Raw genomic sequence first — 21,687 nt, forward strand, 5'->3', positions numbered from 1 at the left:
GCAGCGCCTCGTCGCGCCGCTCCGCCGCGCAGTCGTTATTGCTGGATCAGGTTGTTGAACTTCTCCGTCGCCTCGACGAGGTTGTCGCGCCAGAACTCGGGATCCTGAAGCACCTGCTTCTTGACGTTGTCGGGCGCGGAGTTGATGTCCTTGATGCGCTCCTGCGGGATCTTGCCGGTCTCGAAGGCCTTCTCGTTGGCCGGGCCGTTGTCGACATAGAGCGGCAGATTGGCCTGGAGGTCGGGGCTGACGAACTTGGCCAGCGCTTTCATCGCGAGGTCCTTGTTCTTCGAGCCCTTCGGGATGACCATGCAGTCGGCGGTAAGCACACCCTGGTCGAAGGAGAAGCTGACAGGTGCGCCTTCCTTCCTCAGGGTGCCGGCGCGGCCGTTCCAGATGCTCGCCATATCGACCTCACCGTCCTTGACGAGTTGCATGGCCTGCGCGCCCGAGGTCCACCAAGCGTCGATGTGACCCTTGACCTTGTCGACGGATTGCAGCGCGCCGTCGATGTCGACCGGATAGACCTTGTCGATCGGAGTGCCTTTGGCGAGCGCCGCGACGCTCAGTGTCTCCGTCGCCTGGCTGCCGGAGAGCGCCCGCCGGCCCGGGAACTTTTCCACGTCCCAGAAATCGGCCCAGGTCTTCGGTCCCTTGTCGCCGAAAACATCGGTCCGGTAGATCAGCACGACGGACGTGTAGGAGATGCCAACCCAGTCGTCATGGAGGAGCTTCGGGTTGATGCCGCTCTTGTCGATGACGTTGTAGTCGAGCTTTTCGAACAGGCCCTCCTTGGAACCGCGCGCGCATTCGTCGGCGCCAAGCTCGGTGATGTCCCATTTCACCGCATTGCCGGTGACCTGCAGGCGCACGTCGTCGAGGCCGTTGGTGGTGTCCTGCTTGATGGTGATGCCGAGCTCCTTGGCCGTCGGATCGAAGAAGGCCTTGGTCTGTGCCTCCTGATAGGTGCCGCCCCATGAGGCGACGGTGATGGTGTCGGCGGCCGAGGCCGGAACGGCGGCCGAGGCCAGCAGGCCGGCTACGGCCAGACCGTGAATGCAAAGTCTCTTCGTCATTTTCGCTTCTCCAACCGGTGTTCCCATTATCGTTGATTTGGTATGCGAATTTGTATACAATTTTGAGTGTAATTCTCCGGAAGCCGATGTCAACATGTGCCGAGCGTTTTTTGGGCGGCGATGAGTTGAGGCTTCGGGCCTGGAGCGTTTGATACGGCTCTGTTTCAAGCAGGAGCCAAAAGGCACTAGACTGCGAATCCGTGACTGACCGTTGGAGGCGGGACGCTTGAGCAAGGAGAGAAAGAACACGCTGCGCGATTCGGTGTTCGAGAAGCTGAAGGCGTTGATCATCACCGGCCAGATCCCGCCAGGCGGCCGCGTGACCGAGAACGAGATCGCCGAGCGCCTGAAGGTGAGCCGCACGCCGGTGCGCGAAGCCTTCAACCGTCTCGAGCGCGACGGCCTGGTGATCGGACGTCCGCGCCAGGGCTATATTGTTGCCGAGTTCAACCTGACCATGTTCCGCGAGGCCTTCGACATTCGCGAGCTGCTCGACGGGCGCGCGACCGAGCTGGCAGCGGCGAACGCGACCGCCGCCGACAAGGCGCGGCTGCGCCACATGCTCGCCGAATGCGAACGGCTGGCGGCAATCCCCGACCGCAGCACACGAGAGAAATTTGAGGAGCTGCAGGTCGGCATCGATCTGCACCGGGTGATCGCCGAGATCAGCGGCAACGAGATGCTGCACGGCATGCTTTGCGGCATCCTCGACAAATGCCAGCAATATGTGTGGACCGAGCTTCTGTGGCTGGACGAGTGGAAGCTCACCCGCGAGGAGCATACGGGCATCGTCGACGCGATCTGCGCCGGTGATGTCGCTTTGGCCGGCGAGCGCGCTCGCGCGCATGTGCGCGGCTCGCGCGAGAACATCCTGCGCCTGCTGCAGGCCAAGTCCGATTATCAGGGCTTTTTCGCCAAGGCTTCGTGAGGCCGGCGATCAGTTCGAGAGCACAGGGCAGTTGGCGCCACGCCGCAGGCTGATGTGCGCTACGTCGCCGATGCTGAATCGAAAACCGTCGGCGCGGCGTGGGGCATCGATGACGATTGCAGTCCCCTGCCCCAGTTCGGCGTGAAGGCGCAGCGTGCGACCGTGGAAGACGATGCCACTCACCCGCGCCGGCGCGGTGCCTTCGGCGGCCTCGGTGGCCGCCACAAGATCCTCCGGACGAACGCCGATGGTTCGTGCGTCGCCGACAGCCGGTATCTCGCCGGTTTCCGGTATGGCCACCAGCGGCAGCTCGCCGGCGGTAAACCGCAGCCGCTCGCCGTCGCGCCCGACAAAGCGTGACTGCAGGAGATTCATGGTGCCGATGAACGAGGCGACGAACCGCGTCGCCGGACGGTCGTAAAGCGTCGCGGGCGGCGCGATCTGTTCGATGCGGCCCTTGTTCATGACGACGATGCGGTCGGAAATCGACAGCGCCTCGGTCTGGTCGTGCGTGACCATGACGAAGGTGGTGCCGAGCCGGGACTGCAGTCGCTTGAGCTCGACCTGCATCTGCTCACGCAGATGCGCGTCGAGCGCCGACAGCGGCTCGTCGAGCAGGAGCACACGCGGCTCGCAGACGATGGCGCGGGCAAGCGCGACGCGCTGGCGCTGACCGCCCGACAGTTCGGAGATGCGGGCGCGCAGCTTGTCGGCTAGGCCGACCATGTCAAGCGCCTGACCGACGCGCTTGGCCTGCTCGGTGCCGGACAGTTTGCGCAGCGAGAGGCCGAAGCCGACATTCGCCGCGACGTCCATATGCGGGAACAGCGCATAGTCCTGAAAGACGGTGTTGACCGGACGGTCGAAGGGCCTCAGACCGGTGATGTCACCGCCTTCGAGCAGCACGTTGCCGCTGGTCGGGCTCTCGAAGCCGGCGATGACGCGCAGGCTCGTCGTTTTGCCGCAGCCTGAGGGGCCGAGCAGGGTCAGGAACTCGCCCGCCGCAATGTCGAGATCGACCGCATCGAGCCCGACCACGCCGCCCGGGAAGACCTTCGAGACGTTCTCTAGACGAACGAGCGCGTCAGGCGCCATCGCGCACCTCGGAGGGTTTTGTCGTGTTGACCCACAGAATCTGGCAGCGCTCGGCGCCCGGATTGCGGAAGGCATGCAGCAGCGTGCTCTTGAAGCCAAAGCTGTCGCCGGCCTTCAGCACATAGGCCGTGGCGTCAACCACCAGCTCGACCTCGCCCGTCATCACGAAGCCGAATTCGTGGCCGGCATGGGCATAAGCTTCGGCGGTGCCGCCGCCGGCCTCGACCGTCACCAGCATTCCGGTGAGTGTGGCGGCGGGCGGCGAGAGCAGCGCCTTGGCGATGCCCTCGGACTTGACCGGGATTGCGCGCCGCTTGTCGGCGCGCACGCAGTAGAGGTCGTTGACCGCTTCATCGCCGTCGGCGATCAGGGCCGAGGGCTCGATGTCGAGGGCGGCGGCCAGCGGCCAGATCACCTTGACGCGCAGCGAGGACATGCCGCGCTCGATCTGGCTGAGCGCGCCGATCGATATGCCGGCCTTGGCTGCAAGCTCGGCCAGCGACAGCTTGCGCTCGAGCCTTAGCGCCCGCACGCGCCGGCCGACACGGACGTCGGCATCGTCCTTCGGTTTTGCCTCGTCAGCAATGTCCATCAAATAGTCCTTGTTGTCTTTCCACCGGTGCGGCGCAGCGCCGCCAGACTCCCCCTTCTCCCCTTGTGGGAGAAGGTGTCGCCGAACGCGACGGATGAGGGGTGTTCCAGCTTGGCAAAGACGGCGATCCGTCACGCACCCTAATCCGTCTCGACGCTGCGCGCCGATCCACCTTCTCCCAAAGGGGGAGAAGGAAAGTGCGCTCAGCCGCCGGCTTTCACCTTCTCGAACATCTTGGCGACGTCGTCGTTCTGCTTCATCGGTCCGGTGAAGATCGTGCTCTTCAGCATCACGTCGGGATCCGCCGGCAGTTGCAGCTTGTCCAGTTCGTCTTTCGACACGCCGGCGAAGGCGGTCGAAAGCGAGCTGCCATAGCCGTAGGACTGGATGAGGTACTTGCCCGAGTCGGCGTCGAGCCGGCTGTTGATGAAGTCATAGGCGAGATCGACGTTCTTGGCGTCCTTCAGCATGACGAAGCCGCAGGCCCAGGTGAGCATGCCTTCCTTCGGCTTCATGAACTCGACCGGCACGCCCTGCTTCTTCAGCGATGTGGCCGACGCGTTCCAGGTCATGGCGGCGACCAACTGGCCGCTGGCCAGCGCCTGCTCGACCGAGGTCATGTCGGTGGTGTAGCTCGACAGCAGCGGCCGCTGCTCGCGCAGTTTCGCCGCGACTTTTTCCATCTGCTCCGGCGTCATGTCGAAGGGGTTCACGCCTGCCAGAAGTGCCGCGACGATCGGCGTGTCATGCACGGCGTCGATGGTCGCCATGCGGCCGGCATATTGCTTGTCCCACAGAAGGTTCCAGCTCGCCTCGGGGTTCTTGACCAGATCGGTGCGGTAGAGGATCGAGGTGTTGCCCCAGTCCCACGGCACCATCCAGACCTTGCCGTCGCCGGCCTGCAGGTCGGGCAGGTTCTTGAACACCGGAAAGATCGAATCCCAGTTCTTGATGCGCTTGGTGTCGATCGGCTGCAGCAGGCCTTCCTTGTTCCAGCGCGCCACCTTGTCGTAGCAGGGATGGGCGATGTCGGGCCGGAAGCCGGCCTTGACCTTGGTGAAGGCATCGTCGTCATCGCCGAAGATCGTGGCCTCGACGCCGTCCGGATGCGCGGTGAGGAAGCTCTTGTTGAAGTCGGGCAGCTCGTAGCCCGACCAGGTGAAATATTGCAGCTTGTCGGCAGCCAAAGCGACGGTCGACGACAGCGCCAGGGCGAGTGCGGCTAGACCCGCGCGGGCCTTGTATCCCGTGATCGATTTCAGGTGGACTGTCATTTTCGTTCTCCTCTTCTTTGTTGTGGTTCAGGCTGGATTGCGGCGCGCGGCGCCGAGGCCGCGATGGCGCAGGATCTCGGCGAGGGTGGCGATGACGAAGGACACGGCCAGGATCACCGTTCCGAGCGCCATCACCGTGGGCAGCGAACGCGGGAAGCGCAGTTGGCTCCAAATGTAGAGCGGCAGCGTCGGCTCGGTGCCGGCGAGGAAGAAGACGACGATGAACTCGTCGAAGGAGGTCAGGAAGGCGAGCATGAAGGCCGACAGCACCGCCGGCAGGCTGAGCGGAAGCATGACGCGCCGGAACGTTGTCCAGTCCGACGCCCCAAGGTCGAGCGCCGCCTCGCGAATGGTCTTTGGGATCGCGGCGAATCGACTGCGCATCACCACCACCGTCGTCGGCAGCGCCACCAGGATATGGCCGAGCACGATTGCAACGCGCGAGGGGCCGAGGCCAATGAGATTGACCAGGATCAAGAGCGAGATGCCGATGATGACGCCGGGGATTAGGATCGGCAGCCGGGCTATGGCACTGATCGTAGCCGCGAGCGGCGAGCGGCCGTAAAGGTCCATATAGGAAACGGTGATGCCGCAAAGCGTTGCCCCCGAGGCAGCAACGACACCGATGACGAGACTGTTGGCCAAAGCGCCGGACAGCGCCGGATTGCCGTAGAGGGTCTCGTACCAACCGAGCGTGAAGCCCTGCAGCGGAAACGCCGCCTGGATGGAATCGTTGAAGGAAAACAGCGGGATCAAAAGGATAGGCAGATAGAGGAAGACGAGATAGGCAAGCACATAGAGGCCGAGCCAGCGACCGCCCGCATTTGCCTCTTTGCGCGCCGCGCTCATGTGCGGCTGCCAAACCGGCGGTCGGCGCCGCGCGCGACCAGGACCACGCACAGGATGACCAGCATGACGCAGACCGACAGGGCCGCGCCGAACGGCCAGTCATTGGCCTTGCCGAATTGCGACTGGATCAGCGTGCCGATCATGGTGCTGGCCGGGCCGCCGACCATAGCCGGCGTGACATAGTCGCCGACGGTCGGCACGAAGACGACGAGAGCCGCCGCCAGCACGCCCGGCATCGAATTGGGCAGCACGACGCGGCGGAACGACGTGAACGGGCGCGCGCCGAGATCGGAGGCGGCTTCGAGCAGCGATTTCGGGATGGTATCCAGCGCCACGTAGATGGGCAGGATGGCGAAAGGCGCGTAGGCGTGCGCAAGCGTCACCACCACCGCCGCCGGCGTGTTGAGGAAGGCGAGCGTCGGCTCCGACCAGAGGCCGCTTTCGATGAAAGCCGAGTTCAGGACGCCGTTATAGGCAAGCACGATCTTCCAGGCAAAGACGCGCAAAAGGTAGCTGGTCCAGAACGGCAGCGTGACCAGGAAGAGCAGCAGGTTGCGCCGACGGCCGGCATGGAAGGCGAGGTAGTAGGCGACCGGATATGCAGTAGCGACGGTGGCGAGCGTCACCAGGCCGGCGATGACCAGCGAGCGCAGCGTCACCGTCCAGTAGAGCGGATCGGTGGCCACAGTTACGAAGTTTGCCGCCGTCAAGCCGGCGCCGAGCAGCGAGCCGTCATTGCTCCTGAAGGCAAGGAAGAGCACAAGGCCGAGGGCAAAGAGGATGAGGAAGAAGGTGACCAGCCCGCCGGGCAACAGCATGGCAAAGCGGAAGACCGGCGAGATGCGGGTTTCCGGCGATGGCCGCGCTGCAACGATGGTGGACATCTGCTAGCTGCCCATCGGATTTTGAAATCCGCCAATGATTTTTCATATTCCTGAAACTGTCAAGCTAAATCGGTGATGCGCTGCACGCGTTCAACTCAGCGCTCGAAGGCATCCAGCATCCGATACCAGGCGATGGTGGCGGCAACGCCGACCTGGCGGAAGGCGTGGAGCGGGATCGGCCGGATCGGCGACAGCGGGAAAGGCAATTGACTGACATCGCCGGTCGCGAGGTAACCCGCCATGCGCTTGCCCAGCGCGCTCATCAGCCCGACGCCCCTGCCCTGGCAACCGACCACGGCGAGCAGGCCCTTCTCCGGCTCATGCAGGTGCGGAAGATGATCCGGGGTCATCGCCACACGGCCGAACCAGCGCTTTTCGACGGCGATGCCGGCAAGCGCCGGATAGAGGCGCAGCAGCGCGCGTTCGCAATGCGCCCAGTCGGCCGCGCTTGAAGGCAGGGCCATGCGGCCGCGTCCACCCAACACCATCCGGCCATCAGGGCCCTTGCGGTAATAGACCAAGATGCGGCGGGAATCGGAAACGGCTTGCCCCCCGGGCAGGATGCTTGCCGCAAGCTCGGCCGGCAGCGGCGCCGTGGCGATCTGGAAGGAATGCAGAGGCACAATCGTCCCGGCAAGCCCGGGGAGCAGGCCGTCCGTATAGGCGTTGGTGGCGAGCACGACCGCCTTCGCGCGCAGTTCGGCGCCGCCTTGCGTGGAGACCCGCCAGACGCCCGCTTCCTTGGTGAGCCTCACCACCCGCTGCTGTTCGGCGATCCCGACGCCGACGTCCGAGGCGAGGCGGGCAAGCTCGAGCGTGTAGGACAGCGGATCGATGACGCCGGCGCGGCGGTCGAGCCAGCCGCCAAGATAGCCCTTGGCGCCGGTCATCGCGGCGATCTCGGCTCGGTCGAGCAGCTTGACGTCGGCGCCGCGCGCCCGCCATTGCCGATCCCGGTTCGCCGCCGCCTTCAATGCGGTCTCGGTGTGCGCGGCCTGGATCCAACCGTTCCGCGTGAACGGCACCGCAAGCTTCTCGTCACGGATCACGTCGAACACCGCGTCGGCCGTCGAGGCGGCGAAGTCGACCAGGGCCTCGCCGCGCTCCTTGCCAAAGTGCTCGATCAGCCATTCGGGATCATATTTGAGGCCGGGAATGACCTGGCCGCCGTTCAAGCCCGACGCGCCCTGCCCGATCGCGCCGGCATCCAGCACCTGGACGGAAAGACCGGCGCGGGCCGCGTGCAAGGCGGTCGACAGACCCATGATGCCGCCGCCGACGATCACCGCGTCGAGCGTGCCGTGGCTCGACAGCTCGGACTGGAACGCCGGAGCTGTTGGGGGCTTTTGCCAGATCGGATCGGAAAAGGCTGCGGGCAATTGGTCACCTGAGGCGCTGGAGGCTCGTGAAAATCCTATTGCTGATTTCATGAGCTTGAAAGGGGACCCGATGGGCCAGTCGGCGCTTGGCTATGTGACAGCATGCCATTGGCTCATAACCTCGCCATCGATGGGATAGACGTTTGCCTTAAATCCGGGGAAAGTGCCGCGCGACAATCGAGAGGACAGAAGACCATGACCGATTTAACCCGCCTCCCTGGCGACGGCCTTTTCGTCGGCCGCGCCAGGATCAGCGAAGCCTCCCATCCGCTGGTGGTCACGGTGCGCGCAGGCGAGGTCATCGACATCACGTCGAGCGCGGCGCCTACCGTGCGCGACCTCTGCGAGCTGAAGGACCCGGCCGCCTACGTGCGCTCGGCCCGGGCCAAGGCGATCGGCACACTGGAAGACATCGCAGCCAACAGCTTCGAGTCTCAGCGCGACGCCAAGAAGCCGATCCTGCTCTCCCCCGTCGACCTGCAGGCGGTGAAGGCTTCCGGCGTCACCTTCGTCGTCAGCCTGCTCGAGCGCGTCATCGAGGAGCAGGCGCGCGGCTCCGCGGAAAAGGCCGACGCCATCCGCGCCGACATCGCCGGGCTGATCGGCCATGATCTCTCCAAGCTCAAGCCAGGGTCGCCGGAAGCGATGGAGATCAAGGCCAAGCTGATCCAGCGCGGCGCCTGGTCGCAATATCTGGAAGTGGGCATCGGCCCCGATGCCGAGATCTTCACCAAATGCCAGCCGATGGCCTCCGTCGGCTTCGGCGCCGATGTCGGGCTGCATCCGGTCTCCACCTGGAACAATCCGGAGCCGGAGATCGCGATGATCGCCGACAGCTCGGGCCGCATCGTCGGCGCCACGCTCGGCAACGATGTCAATCTGCGCGATGTCGAAGGACGCTCGGCGCTGCTGCTCGGCAAGGCCAAGGACAACAATGCTTCCGCCTCGCTTGGACCTTTCATCCGGCTCTTCGACGAGACCTTTTCCATCGCCGACGTGAAGCGCGCCACGGTGCGGCTAAGCGTCGAGGGCGAGGACGGTTTTTCGCTGGAGGGCGCAAGCTCGATGGCCGAGATCAGCCGCTCGCCGGAAGAGCTGGTCAGAGCCGCGATGGGACCGCATCACCAATACCCGGACGGGCTGGCGCTCTATCTCGGCACCATGTTCGTGCCGTCGAAGGATCGCGGCGAAAAGGGCAAGGGCTTCACCCACAAGGTCGGCGACATCGTCACCATCTCGTCGGAAAAGTTGGGCGCGCTGACCAACCGGGTGCGCCTGTCGCCCGACTGCCCGCCCTGGACCTACGGCGCCAGCCACCTGATGCGCGATCTCGCCAGAGCCGGTCTGATCTAGCAGCGGATCACAACGGCATACGCTTGCTCATCACTGGAGGCTGATGAGCGCAGCGGCGTTTGCCGGGAAAATATCACGGTAACTGATGCAATCTGATGGGATTGCTGATGGCGTGCGGAGCTGTGCCAACATCCATTGACGATCGAGGCTTGCCAGCGGCCGAAAAAGGGAATGCTCTAGAGGCGTCCGGTCGGCGCGGGCAGGAAGATGCGACCCTTGAGGACCGCATCGCGCCTGATGTGGAGGTGGTTTTCAACATGGGAGGAAATCGATGCTTTCGAGGCTGAGACTGTTCGTGCTTGGCTTGATCGCGGCAATCGCCATTCCGGCGATGGCCGAGGCCAAGACCTTCTACTGGATTTCGCATGGCGGGCCGGCCGATCCGGTCTGGACCTACTTCCTGGCCGGTGCCAAGCAATGGGCGACCGACACCGGCAACAAGGTGAACACCTCGTTCCACAATGGCGACGTTGCCTCGCAGCAGGAGGCTGTTCGCGCCGCCATCTCGGCCAAGGCCGACGGCATCGTCACCACCAGCCCCGATCCGGGCAGCCTCGTCGAGATCGTCAAGGAGGCCCGTGCGGCCAACATTCCGATCATCAACTTCAACACGCCCGACCCGAAGGCCAACTTCAACGCCTATGTCGGCGGCGACAACGTCACCTTCGGCAAGCACTGGGCGCAGTATCTGGTCGACAAGGGCCTGGTGAAGAAGGGCGACTTCGTATGGATGCCGGTGGAGGTGCCCGGCGCCACCTATGGCGTGCAGGAAGAGGAAGGCATCAAGAGCGTGTTCGAGCCGCTCGGCATCACCTATGAGGTGACCGAGGCGACGCTCGACCAGGCCGAAGTGATCAACCGCATGGTCGACTATCTCACCGCCCACAAGGGCAAGGTGAAGGCGATCATCGGCCTCGGCGACCTCGTCACAGGCTCGGTCAAGCGCGTCTTCGACCAAGTCGGCGTCAAGCCGGGCGAGATCCCCGTTGTCGGCTGGGGCAACTCGCTCGACACCACCCAGGAAGTGCTGAACGGCTATGTCAACGCCGCGCAGTGGCAGGACCCGCAGGCGACCAGCTACATCGCACTTTCGATGGCGGCGATGGCGTCTGCCGGCATTCCTCCGGGCTTCAACGTCATCACCGGCGCGCTCTATGAAAAGGATACTGCCGGCGTTTATGACAAGATCCTGTCCGGCAAGTAATTGCTGACATTAACGGTCGCGGCTTTCGGGCCGCGATCGCTTCCTGGACCGTCGAGTCCTGACTGATCGCAGCGGGCTCGCCAATCATTCACATCGCGGGCCCAATGGAAAACCGTTCCTTCATCCAAAGTTTCATCGCGCGGCCGGAATTCGGGCCGTTGGTGCTGCTGATCGTCGAACTCGTCATCTTCTGGGGCATCAATCCGGATTTCCTGTCGCCGCAGAACATCTCGAACATCCTCGCCTTCACCGTCGAGCTTGGGCTGATCGCGCTGGCGATGACCTTGCTGATGACGTCGGGCGAATTCGACCTGTCGGTCGGCTCGTTGTTCGGCTTCTCGCCGGTGCTGATGTGGACGCTGTTCAACGGCGGGGTCACCTCGCTGGAGATGGGCTTAGCCATCGCGCTGGTGGTCGCGGCCTTGATCGGGCTTGTCAATGGCTGGTTCGTCACGCAGCTCAAGATCCCGTCCTTCCTGGTCACGCTCGGGATGCTGCTCGTCGTGCGCGGCACCGCGCTTTTCGTCACCGACGGCTTTCCGCAGCGCACCTGGAGCGCCGAAGGCAGCTGGCTTGCGGACATCCTGGTCGGCGACTTCTACATCGGCCCGTTCCGCATCTATGCCTCGCTGTTTTGGTTCATCGGCGCCGCGATCGCGCTCGGTTACGTGCTGACGCAAAGCCGCACCGGCAACTGGATCCAGGCGGCCGGCGGCAATCCCAACGCGGCGCGCGCCCGCGGCGTCAATGTCAGCCGGGTCAAGATCGGCCTGTTCATCCTCTCGGCGGTGATGGCCTCCCTCGCCGGCGTGATCTCGTCGCTGCGCACCTCGGCCGCCAATCCGAACAGCGGCACCGGCTACGAGCTCGAGGTCATCGCCATGGTGGTCATCGGCGGCACGGCGCTGACCGGCGGCCGCGGCACCATTATCGGCACGGTGCTCGGCATCCTCATCCTGCGCGTCATGCGCAACGGCATCGTGCTGATCGGCGTGCCGGGACTCGCCTACAACATCTTCATTGGCGCGATCATCCTCGGGATGATGGCGCTGCACTCATGGCTCGAACGCCGGCACCAGGCAGGGACTTGAAGACGATGGCTGAGCCTCTGATCCGCATGACGAACATCCGCAAGTCCTATGGGCGCGTACAGGCGCTGGTGGATGCCAACTTCCACGTCAACGAAAAGGAGATCGTCGGCCTGCTCGGCGACAACGGCGCCGGCAAATCGACGCTGATCAAGGTGCTGTCGGGCGCGGTGCCGCTGACCAGCGGCGACATTTTCGTGCGCGGCAAGAAGGTGAATTTCCGCAGCACCAGCGACGCGATCGCTGAAGGCATCGAGACGATCTATCAGGACTCCGCGCTTGTCACGCAGCTGTCGATCGCCCGCAACCTGTTCCTGGGGCGCGAGCCGATCAAACCGCCGCGTTTCCTCAACCGCATGGACCAGGAGGCGATGAACACGGTGGCGCGCGACCTGCTCAAGCAGGTCGGCATCTCCAAAAACATCCCGCCGACGACGCCGATCGGCTCGCTATCAGGCGGCGAGCGGCAAGCAGTGGCGATCGCGCGCGCCATGCATTTCGACAGCGACCTCATCATCCTCGACGAGCCGACCAACAATCTCGGCGTCGCCGAGACGCAAGGGGTGTTGAGCTTCGTGCGCGGCGCCCGCGATTCCGGCCACTCCTGCATCTTCATCGCCCACAACATCCACCACGTGTTCCAGGTCGTCGACCGCATCGTGGTGATGCGCCGCGGCAAGGTGGTGGCCGATGATATCGATCCGAAGAAGACCACAGTAGCGGACGTCGAACGCGTCATCACCGGCATGTCGGACAAGGAGATCCGCGATGCGATTTCCGACGGCCCGCAGCCGCATGGCTGATTTGGCCTGACCTTGATTTTTGACTGGGGCTCGATCCTATCCCATGACCGGACCCATGAAAGCGACCGTAGCCGACATCGCCAGAAGCTGCGGCCTGTCGACCGCGACGGTCGACCGAGTGCTCAACAACAGGCCGGGCGCAAGCGCGGCCAACCGGCAGCGCGTCTTGGAGGCGGCAAAGCAGCTCGGCTATCTGCCGACGCTCGATCAAGTCGTGCTGCCGTCGAAGCCGGCGCATCTCGAATTCTTCCTGCCGATCGGCAGCAACGCCTTCATGGCCGACCTTGCCCATCATATCGAGGACTTTGCAGGGCGCCTGCCGCTGGTCGCCTCCTGCCGCATCCACAATCTCGCCGGGATCTCGCCGGGCGCGCTGCAGGGCGCGATCGAGAACCTCTCGCTCAAGGCCAACGGCGTTGGCGTCATCGCCGTCGACCATCCACGCACGCGCAACATTTTGCGCGAGCTGGTCGAGGCCGGCATTCGGCTGGTCACGCTGGTTTCCGATGTGCCCGCGGCCCCTCGCTCGGCGTATGTCGGCATCGACAACCGGGTTGCCGGACGCACGGCGGCGCTGCTGATGGGCCGCTTCCTTGGCGGCCGGATCGGGCACCTCGCGATGGTCGTTGGCTCGCGCTCCTACCGCGGCCACGAGGAGCGCGAGATGGGTTTCCGCTCGGTGCTCGCAGAAGAGTTCCCCAATCTCACCGTCTCCAGCGCCGTCGAGATCAACGACGAGCCCGACGCCAGCTACAGCGCGACCATGAAGGCCTTGCACAACGAACCGGAACTGCTCGGCATCTACTGCGTCGGCGCCGGACGCTCCGGCGTGGCCAAGGCGTTGCTCGAGGCCAAGCCGCGCAGAAAGCCCGTCTTCATCTGCCATGACCTGACCAGGGAAACGCGCCGCTACCTCGTCGACGATCTCGCCGACGTGGTCATCGACCAGAACGCCCGGCTGATTGCCGAGCAAGCAGTGATCCGCCTGCTCGGCTCGATCGCCTCGTCGGCGCCGTACCTGACCAAGAAATTCATCGAGCCCCGGCTGATCATGAAGGAAAACGTGCCGGTGCAGTAGGCGCGAATGGCATCATGCCGTCGCCTCACTGATTTGTCAGACGATTGATCCGGCAAATCTGCACACCAGCTATGCACGTTTCGCAGTTGCCGAATGGTTGGGCAAATCGTAATTATTGCCGCGTCGGATGTCTTCCTCCTCCCAGACACCGGCGCTGAATGCGGTGCTCCTCCTCCCGCGCCGTATTCGAAATCGAAGCCCGCTGCCTCCTCCTCCCGGCAGCGGGCTTTTTCTTTGCCTGCACTTAGGCGGAGCGCCCCTCACCCGGATATTGCCGAGTCGAATTGCCTTGCAATTCGAGCAATCCGAACTCTCCTGGGGAGAGAGGAGACGGGTCAGCGCCGGCGCTAGCCTGGCCGCGAAGCGGCCGCATCAGGGGAAGCCGCCTTCAGCGTGCCCGGAACGAGGCGATCAGGCTCTCGGCCATGCGCACGAACTGCGCGCTCGGGCCCTCGGCGCCAACGCTCTGCATCGAGACGCGCGCGCCTTCGAGCAACAGCGACAGCGTATCGGCGAGCAACTCGGCCTGGCCGATGCCGGCATCGCGGCAGAGCGCAACCAGCTTCTCGCGCTGGGCTTCCTTCAGTTCCTTGATGACGCGCCGTGCCGGGTGATTGGTCTCGGTGAGCTCGACGGCGGCATTGGCCATGTCGCAGCCGCGACTGTCGGCGCTGAGCAGCTCTGAAGCCTTGCGGACCCAGGCATGCAACTGCGCGAGCTTGTCGCCGGGATGCTCGGCCTCGAACTCGTCCCATATCCTTGAAGCCTTCGCCGCCGTGGCGCGCAGGCATTCGATGATCAGATCGTCCTTGGATTCGAAGTGACGATAGAGCGTCATCTTGTTGGTGCCGGCAGCCTCCGTGATGGCGTCGACGCCGACGCCCTTGATCCCGTGCTTGTGGAACATGTCCTGCGCCGTTTCCAGGATGCGATCCCGGGGGCGGGAACGTTCCGCAACGCCGTCAGTCATCATGCTCTCCTTTCGTCGTTTCCAAAAAAACCGAGGTCACCTCTTGACTAGGGTGTTACCGGTCTGTAACTTTCAGATGTTACTTACTGGTAACACCTATATCGCTCCCCGTCAAACGACAAGGCCCCCCGATAGAGCCCTGCCAGAGTGAGATAGGACGAAAAACCTGCCTGTCATGCGGCTTCGGCCGGTGAAAACGAGAAAAAAGCGTCCGTGATCATCCGATGCGGGCCGCAGCAAGGAGCCGCTCCTATGCAAAAGCGCAAAGACCTGACGATCGACGAAGCCATCCGGGATCCGATGATCCGGCTGGTGATGAAGGCTGATGGGGTCGATCCCAACGCCTTCGAACGGATGCTGCGCTCGCGCGCCGCGGAACAGGCGCCGGAAGATGTCCCGCCATCCTTCCTGGAGGATTCCGGTTCCGTCCGGGCCCGGCGCCTGCGCCATTTTGCAAAACCGTTCGGCGAGGCATCCGCGTCATGGTGAACTTCTTCATCCACCGCCCGATCTTCGCATCGGCGATCGCCATCATCATGGTGCTCGCTGGTGCGATCGCCTATTTCCTGCTGCCGGTCTCGCAGTTCCCTGACATCACGCCCCCGCAGGTCGTGGTCAGCGCCCATTATCCAGGCGCCAGCGCGCAGGTGGTGGCCGATACGGTCACCACGCCGCTGGAGCAGCAGATCAACGGCGTGCAAGGCATGACCTATATGTCGTCGACGAGCTCGAATGACGGCTCCTCGACCATCACCATCACATTCGACGTCGGCTATCCGCTGAGCACGGCGGCCGTCGACGTCCAGAACCGCGTCTCGCAGGCCGCATCCTCCCTGCCGGCCATCGTCAACCAGGGCGGCGTCACGATCAAGAAGCAGAACCCGAACTTCGTTCTGATCGTCGACCTCACCTCGCCCGACGGCTCGGTCGATCCGGTCGCGCTGAGCAACCTCGCCTATCTCCAGGTCGTCGATCCGCTGAAGCGGCTGCCCGGCGTCGGCGACGTGCAGATTTTCGGCGAACGGCGCTATTCGATGCGCGTCTGGCTCGATCCGGACAAACTGGCCAATCTCGGCATCACCGCCGTCGATGTGCAGAACGCCATTTCCGAGCAGAACGTGCAGGTGGCGGCGGGCAAGATCGGCCAATCGCCGGCGCCGGCCGGCACCGCCTTCGAGATGCAGGTCAATGCGGTCGGCCGTTTGAGCGACCCGAAGGAATTCGGCGACATCGTCGTGCGCGCCAACTCGCAGAACGGCTCGCTCGTGCGTCTGCGCGACGTCGCCCGCATCGAGCTCGGCGCGCTGCAATATTCGTCATCGGCCTTCTTCGGCAAGGACCCGACCGTGGTGCTCGCCGTCTACCAGATGCCCGGCTCCAACGCGCTTGACCTGCAGCAGCGGGTCAAGGACAAGATGCAGGAATTGTCGGCGCGCTTCCCGAAGGGCGTCCACTACGCCATGCACTACGATACGACGCGCTTCGTCTCGGCCTCGATGCATGACGTGCTGATCACGCTCGGCGAAGCGCTGGTGCTGGTGGTGGCTGTCGTCTTCATCTTCCTGCAGAGCTGGCGCACTACCATCATCCCGACCATCGCCATCCCGGTGTCGTTGATCGCGACGCTGGCGGTGATGTACATGCTGGGCTTCTCGCTCAATATGCTCTCGCTGCTCGGCATGGTGCTGGCGATCGGCCTTGTCGTCGACGACGCCATCGTCGTGGTCGAGAACGTCGAGCGACAGCTGGAGGCCGGCCTCAAGCCGCTCGCCGCGACGCGCGCGGCGATGGCCGAAGTGACTGGCCCAATCATCGCCACCACGGCGGTGCTGATGGCGGTGTTCATCCCGGTCGCCTTCATTCCCGGCGTTTCGGGACGGCTCTACAACCAGTTCGCGCTTACCGTTGCGATCTCGGTCGGCATCTCCGCCTTCAACTCGCTGACGCTGAGCCCGGCGCTGAGCGCCGCGTTCCTGCGCCATCGCGGCGAAACGCAGTTCGTGCTGTTCCGCTGGTTCAATGCCGGCTTCGACTGGCTGTCGCATGCCTACGCGCATGGCGTGCGCATTCTGATCCGGCTGCGCTGGGCCATGCTCGGCCTGTTCGCGGCGGGCTTGGTCGCCACCTATTTCGTCTGGCAGAAGCTGCCCTCGACCTTCCTTCCGGTGGAGGACCAGGGTTATTTCTTCGTCGTCATCCAGTTGCCGGACGGCGCTTCGCTGGAGCGCACCGACGCGGTGGCGCAGAAGGCGCGCGACATCCTGCAGAACACGCCCGGCGTCGACATCGTCGGCTCGATCAGCGGCCTGAACTTCCTCACCAGCGCCGCGCAATCGAACTCGGCGGTGGAGTTCGCCATCCTGAAGCCGTGGGACGAACGCGGGCCCGACCAGAACGCATCGAAGCTGGTCGCCGAGGTGCGTAACAAGTTGCTGCAGATACCGGAGGCGTTTGCGCTCTCATTCGATCCACCCTCGATCCCGGGCCTCGGCACGACTGGCGGCTTCGAATTCCAGGTGGAAGACCTTTCGGGCCGCGGCAGCGCCGCGCTCAACGAGGTCACGCAGGCGCTGATCGCGGAAGCACGCAAGCAGCCGGAGCTCAATCCGCAGCAGCTGTTCTCGTCCTTCTCGACCTCGACGCCGCAGTTCAACTACGACCTCGACCGCAGCAAGGCGAAGCTGCTCGGCCTCAACCTGCCCGACGTGTTCAACACGCTGCAGATCTATCTCGGCTCCCTCTACGTCAACGACTTCAACCTTTTCGGCCGCACGTTCCGGGTGACGATCCAGGCCGACAAGGACGCGCGCGGAAACGCGAACGACATCTCGCGCCTCTACGTGCGCAATGCGTCCGGCGGGATGGTGCCGCTGAGCACACTGGGCAAGCTGGTGCCGATCGTCGGTCCCGAGACCGTGCCGCATTACAACAACAATGCATCCGCCCTCATCAACGGCGGCGCGGCTCCCGGCTTCTCGTCCGGCCAAGCGGTGGCGGCCATGGAGCGGGCGGCGGCAAACGTGCTGCCGCGGGACTTCGGCTATGAATGGACCGGCATCACCTATCAGGAGCTCCAGGCCGGATCGATCGCCTCGATCGTGTTCGGCCTGGCGATCGTGTTCGTCTTCCTGATCCTGGCGGCGCAGTATGAAAGCTGGGCGATGCCCTTCATGGTGCTACTCGCCGTGCCGCTCGCTTTGTTCGGCGCCTTCGTCGTGCTCTTGCTGCGCGGCATGCAGATCGACGTCTACTCGCAGATCGGTTTCGTCATGCTGATCGGCCTGGCGGCGAAGAACGCGATCCTGATCGTCGAGTTCGCCCGACGGCGCCGCGAGGAAGGCCTGACCATCGTCGAGGCGGCGATGGAAGCCGCGCGGCTGAGGCTGCGGCCGATCCTGATGACGGCCTTCGCCTTCATCCTCGGCGTGCTGCCGCTGATGTTCGCGACCGGCGCGGGCGCCGCCAGCCGGCAGTCGATCGGCACCACCGTCTTCGGCGGCATGGTGGCGGCGACGATCCTGTCGCTGGTCTTCGTGCCGGTCTTCTACGCGGTGATCGAGAAGCTGCGCGAGCGCGGCGGCGAGAGCGAACCTGCCGCGGGGCCTCAACATGCCCCGCACCAACAAGAGATTGAACCGACCGCCGAGCCCGTCCGGCTCGCCCAGGCGGCCGAATAGGATTGGAGACCAACATGCGTAAATGGAAAATCGCTTTGGGAACGGCGGTCGCGCTGGGCGCAATCTCGGTGGCAAGCGTGCACCTGCTCGACATGGGCAATCTCAGCCTCAGCGCCAGCACTGCGGGCGCGGCACCTGCGCCCAAGGCGTTCGTCATGCCGGTCCCGGTGGTCAACGTCGTCAAGAAGACGCTGCCGATCTATCTCGACTACGCCGCGCGCGTCGAGCCGATCCGCAACATCACCCTGCAGGCGCGCGTGCCGGGCTATCTGCAGGAGCAGACGGCGCAGGACGGCAGCGACGTCAAGCAGGGCGACCTGCTTTACCGGATCGCGCCCGAGGACTACCAGGCAGCGCTCGACCAGGCGAAGGCGCAGGTGCAGCGCGACGCGGCAGCGCTCGATTACGCGCGGTCCAATCTCGGCCGCGGCACCGACCTTGCCAAGGCCGGGTACCTCGCCAAGGACAGCTTCGACCAGCGCACCAGCAACTTGCGCACGGCCGAAGCCGCCCTTGCGGTCGACCAGGCGGCGGTGCGGACGGCCGAGCTCAATCTCGGCTATGCCGAGATCAAGGCACCGTTCTCCGGACGGATCGGCCGCAACCAAGCCTCGGTCGGCACCCTGGTGAGCGTCGCCGGCACGGTTCTCAACACGCTGGTGCAGCTCGACCCGATCTACGTCACCTTCAATCCGAGCGAGACCGACCTCGTCCAGATCGAGCAGGCGAAGGCCAACGGTCCGATTGCGGTCGACGTGCTGTTGCCCGGCGAGACCGAGCCCAGCCAGAAGGGCCAGCTCACCTTCATCGACAACACGATCGATCATTCGACCGGCACGATCACGGCGCGGGCAACGATCGGCAACGCCAAGTTCGCGCTGCTGCCCGGGCAGTATGTGCGCGTGCGGCTGCATGTGAAGCAGCAGCCCAATACGCTGATGGTGCCGCAGGTGGCGCTGGGTTCCAGCCAGCTCGGCAAATACCTGTACGTCCTCGGCAAAGACAACACTGTAGACCAGAAGCTGGTGTCGCTCGGCCCGACCGACGGCGATCTGATTTCCGTCACCTCAGGCATCTCCGAGACCGACCAGGTGATCACCGGCAATTTGCAGAAGATCGGACCCGGAATGCCGGTTTCTCCCTTGCCGGAAACGAAACCGGCCAGCTGATAATCCCCCATCAGTCCCGGTCCGACGGCGCCCTCGACACCCACACCGAGGGCGCCGTTTTGTTTGCGCGCCTGCAACCGGGAAAAAATCGATAGCCACCCTCTTGTTGGATTGTCGACAATCTGCTTGTCTTGCAGTCGGTTCATCCCGGAGTGGCCCACATGTCAAAGCTGGATTTCAGTCCGATCGCGGATACGACGCGCAGGGCCGAGATCGTCGCGCTGCTCAGGCGCGCCATTCTGACCGGCCAGCTGGAGCCTGGGCAGAAGCTCAACGAACTCCGCATTTCCGAGCAGATGCGGGTAAGCCGCGCGCCGCTGCGCGAGGCGATGCGCGAGCTGGTGCAGGAAGGCATCCTGACCAGCATTCCCTATGCCGGAACCTTCGTTGTCGACGTCGCCGCCAAGGACATCGTCGACGCCTATTCCCTGAACAAGGTGCTCGACGACTTCGCCATCCAGCTCGCCTGGCCGCAGCGCGACCAGCGCTTCTTCGACGAGCTCGACCGCCGCCACGAAGCGGTGAAGCAGGCGACCCGGGCGCTCGACACCACGCGCCAGATCGAGACGGCGCTGCAGCTGCACGGGCTGGTCTATGAGTGGGCCGACAATTCGGTGCTGCTCGAAACCTGGCAGCGGCTGACCAGCCGGCTGCAAATGTATTTCGCCCTGCACCAGCGTGCGCGGAACGAGCCGGTGCCGGCCGAGGACCTGCACGAAACCTATGTGGCGCTGCTCAAGGGCACGGACATGCGCGCCGCCCAGCGCCATGCCCGCGAGCATATCGACAACGATTTCGAAGCGCTTCTTGCCTATGCGCGCAGCCTCGAAAAGCGCGCATCGAAGGGCGCCTGACAAACCCGCGGACAAACGGATACAAACGTGAAGATCAAGAGCATAAAAGCCTACCATGTCGTGCAGCCCTTCGTGGACGGGCCCTACCGCATGTCCAAGGGCCGGGTCGCCGACTGTTTCGATGCGGTGATCGTCGCCATCACTTCCGACACAGGCGTGACCGGCTGGGGCGAGATGGCGCCGCTCGGCAATTTCTACTCGGCCGCGTTTCCGGCGGGAACGCGCGCGGGCGTGCCGGAGATCGCGCCGCATCTCATCGGCCATGACCCGCGCGGGCTGGCCGGCATCGGCAGGTTGATGGACACGGTGTTCAAGGGCCATCCCTACGTCAAAGCCGCGCTTGACATGGCTTGCTGGGATCTCGCCGCCCGTGCGGCCGACGTGCCGTTGGTAGCGATGCTCGGCGGCCGCGAGAGCGAGACGGCGGAACTTTACCGGGTCGTGACCCACGGCACGGTCGACCAGATGGCGGCACTTGCCAAGCGCATCGTTGCCGAAGGCTACCATCGGCTGCAGGTCAAGGTCGGCGGCAATGTCCGTGACGACATCGAGCGCGTGAGCGCCGTCGCATCAGCCGTGCCGAAGGGCACGGTGATCTTCTGCGACGCCAATGCCGGCTGGACGCCCTACCAGGCGCGCCAGTTCACCGATGCCACGCGCGGCATCGACTACACATTCGAACAGCCCTGCACGACGATCGAGGAGAACATGTCGGTACGCCGCATGCTCGACAAGCCGATGGTGCTCGACGAATCCGTCACATCGCTGGGTGAGATGCTGGAAATCCATCGCCTAGGCGCAGCCGATGGGCTGACGCTGAAGATCTCGCGCCTCGGCGGCGTGACGCAGACGCGGCTGATCCGCGATGTCGCCGTCGATCTCGGTTTCATGATCACCGTCGAAGACACCGGCGGCGCGGAGATCGACACCGCCGCGATGGCGCATCTGTCGCTGTCGACGCCGGAAGAGCGCCGTCTGCATGCCATCGCCTTCCACGAATGGGTAACGGTGCGCACCGCCTCCAACAAGCCGCCGGTCGCGGGCAGCCGTATGGGCATTCCCGACGGCGCCGGGCTTGGCATCGACGTGGTGCCGGACCTGCTCGGCAAGCCGTTCTTCAAGATCGGCTGAGATGAGGATCGGGAGCAGCGCGGCAACCCGATCCGGCTAGCAGGCTTTTCGCTGACCTGAACTGGGAGATCGTCAAAAGGAAAGGAGACCGGCAAATACCGAATCGAGGCGGCCACGATTTCGATCGGGGGCTGCGAGCCCGAGCTAGGCATGCATCAAGAAAATCTGACCTGTCCGCTTCAAGGAGCGGATGGACCGGACCAAAGTGCATGTTACAGTTCGTTCGGCCGAATTCTTGACGATGGCCGGGACCGGAGAACTCCACGGAACGTCGTCAACCGGA

The 21,687-nt window shown here is 64.3% G+C and carries 19 protein-coding genes; 11 read left to right on the top strand and 8 right to left on the bottom strand.

From position 1 onward, the window contains the following. Window positions 1–35: 35 nt before the first annotated feature. Window positions 36–1,076, bottom strand: a complete 1,041-nt coding sequence (locus P9217_RS05530) for an ABC transporter substrate-binding protein (RefSeq protein WP_278086463.1) — start codon at window positions 1,074–1,076, stop codon at window positions 36–38. A 226-nt stretch (window positions 1,077–1,302) separates the two neighbouring features. Between P9217_RS05530 and P9217_RS05535 the strand changes: the two genes are divergently transcribed. After that, window positions 1,303–2,004 (top strand): GntR family transcriptional regulator, encoded by a 702-nt coding sequence (locus P9217_RS05535; RefSeq protein ID WP_164748502.1) that lies wholly within the window; start codon window positions 1,303–1,305, stop codon window positions 2,002–2,004. A gap of 9 nt (window positions 2,005–2,013) precedes the next feature. Here the strand turns inward: P9217_RS05535 and P9217_RS05540 are convergent, their stop codons facing one another. From P9217_RS05540 to P9217_RS05565, 6 genes are all read right to left on the bottom strand, one after another. After that, a complete protein-coding gene (locus P9217_RS05540) occupies window positions 2,014–3,099 on the bottom strand; it encodes an ABC transporter ATP-binding protein (protein WP_278086462.1) in 1,086 nt (361 codons plus the stop codon). Then, the gene (locus P9217_RS05545; RefSeq protein ID WP_095823847.1) at window positions 3,089–3,691 is read right to left on the bottom strand and encodes a cupin domain-containing protein; all 603 of its coding nucleotides are present in this window, start codon (window positions 3,689–3,691) and stop codon (window positions 3,089–3,091) included. The genes P9217_RS05540 and P9217_RS05545 overlap by 11 nt, the downstream gene beginning before the upstream one ends. A gap of 203 nt (window positions 3,692–3,894) precedes the next feature. Beyond that, window positions 3,895–4,965, bottom strand: a complete 1,071-nt coding sequence (locus tag P9217_RS05550; protein ID WP_066988891.1) for an ABC transporter substrate-binding protein — start codon at window positions 4,963–4,965, stop codon at window positions 3,895–3,897. Between the two features lie 27 nt (window positions 4,966–4,992). Then, complete coding sequence (locus P9217_RS05555; RefSeq protein WP_278086460.1) at window positions 4,993–5,814, bottom strand: ABC transporter permease; 822 nt, start codon at window positions 5,812–5,814, stop codon at window positions 4,993–4,995. Next, the gene (locus P9217_RS05560) at window positions 5,811–6,698 is read right to left on the bottom strand and encodes an ABC transporter permease (protein WP_095776234.1); all 888 of its coding nucleotides are present in this window, start codon (window positions 6,696–6,698) and stop codon (window positions 5,811–5,813) included. Before P9217_RS05560 ends, P9217_RS05555 begins: the two co-directional genes overlap by 4 nt. Window positions 6,699–6,793: 95 nt before the next feature. Further along, on the bottom strand, window positions 6,794–8,077 hold the full coding sequence (locus P9217_RS05565; protein ID WP_278086459.1) for an FAD-dependent oxidoreductase: 1,284 nt from the start codon (window positions 8,075–8,077) through the stop codon (window positions 6,794–6,796). 195 nt (window positions 8,078–8,272) lie between these two features. On the opposite strand from P9217_RS05565, the gene P9217_RS05570 reads away from it, so the two are divergent. The 5 genes from P9217_RS05570 (at window position 8,273) to P9217_RS05590 (ending at window position 13,603) form a co-directional block, all read left to right on the top strand. Next, the gene (locus P9217_RS05570) at window positions 8,273–9,430 is read left to right on the top strand and encodes a fumarylacetoacetate hydrolase family protein (protein ID WP_127324340.1); all 1,158 of its coding nucleotides are present in this window, start codon (window positions 8,273–8,275) and stop codon (window positions 9,428–9,430) included. A gap of 271 nt (window positions 9,431–9,701) precedes the next feature. After that, entirely contained in the window at window positions 9,702–10,634 is a 933-nt protein-coding gene (locus P9217_RS05575; protein WP_066988900.1) for a substrate-binding domain-containing protein, read from the top strand. Window positions 10,635–10,738: 104 nt separating this feature from the next. Continuing rightward, the gene (locus P9217_RS05580; protein ID WP_095776237.1) at window positions 10,739–11,725 is read left to right on the top strand and encodes an ABC transporter permease; all 987 of its coding nucleotides are present in this window, start codon (window positions 10,739–10,741) and stop codon (window positions 11,723–11,725) included. 5 nt (window positions 11,726–11,730) lie between these two features. Next, on the top strand, window positions 11,731–12,525 hold the full coding sequence (locus tag P9217_RS05585; RefSeq protein ID WP_127246460.1) for an ATP-binding cassette domain-containing protein: 795 nt from the start codon (window positions 11,731–11,733) through the stop codon (window positions 12,523–12,525). A 55-nt stretch (window positions 12,526–12,580) separates the two neighbouring features. Next, window positions 12,581–13,603 carry a LacI family DNA-binding transcriptional regulator gene (locus tag P9217_RS05590; RefSeq protein ID WP_067327781.1) on the top strand — a complete coding sequence of 341 codons (1,023 nt, stop codon included), beginning with the start codon at window positions 12,581–12,583 and terminating at the stop codon, window positions 13,601–13,603. 388 nt (window positions 13,604–13,991) lie between these two features. Here P9217_RS05590 and P9217_RS05595 read toward each other — a convergent pair whose 3' ends face one another. Then, on the bottom strand, window positions 13,992–14,573 hold the full coding sequence (locus P9217_RS05595) for a TetR/AcrR family transcriptional regulator (protein WP_095823937.1): 582 nt from the start codon (window positions 14,571–14,573) through the stop codon (window positions 13,992–13,994). Window positions 14,574–14,825: 252 nt separating this feature from the next. Between P9217_RS05595 and P9217_RS05600 the strand changes: the two genes are divergently transcribed. The 5 genes from P9217_RS05600 (at window position 14,826) to P9217_RS05620 (ending at window position 21,404) form a co-directional block, all read left to right on the top strand. Then, complete coding sequence (locus P9217_RS05600; RefSeq protein ID WP_278086458.1) at window positions 14,826–15,062, top strand: hypothetical protein; 237 nt, start codon at window positions 14,826–14,828, stop codon at window positions 15,060–15,062. After that, window positions 15,056–18,250, top strand: a complete 3,195-nt coding sequence (locus tag P9217_RS05605) for a multidrug efflux RND transporter permease subunit (protein WP_095800938.1) — start codon at window positions 15,056–15,058, stop codon at window positions 18,248–18,250. Before P9217_RS05600 ends, P9217_RS05605 begins: the two co-directional genes overlap by 7 nt. Window positions 18,251–18,264: 14 nt before the next feature. Then, window positions 18,265–19,419: an efflux RND transporter periplasmic adaptor subunit gene (locus P9217_RS05610; protein ID WP_095823938.1), complete on the top strand. Its 1,155-nt coding sequence runs from the start codon at window positions 18,265–18,267 to the stop codon at window positions 19,417–19,419. A gap of 161 nt (window positions 19,420–19,580) precedes the next feature. Then, window positions 19,581–20,273 carry a GntR family transcriptional regulator gene (locus tag P9217_RS05615; protein ID WP_095800939.1) on the top strand — a complete coding sequence of 231 codons (693 nt, stop codon included), beginning with the start codon at window positions 19,581–19,583 and terminating at the stop codon, window positions 20,271–20,273. A gap of 27 nt (window positions 20,274–20,300) precedes the next feature. Continuing rightward, entirely contained in the window at window positions 20,301–21,404 is a 1,104-nt protein-coding gene (locus P9217_RS05620; protein WP_278086457.1) for a mandelate racemase/muconate lactonizing enzyme family protein, read from the top strand. The last annotated feature ends 283 nt before the right edge of the window (window positions 21,405–21,687 follow it).

Source organism: Mesorhizobium sp. WSM4989 (assembly GCF_029625795.1).
Taxonomy (GTDB): Bacteria; Pseudomonadota; Alphaproteobacteria; order Rhizobiales; family Rhizobiaceae; genus Mesorhizobium.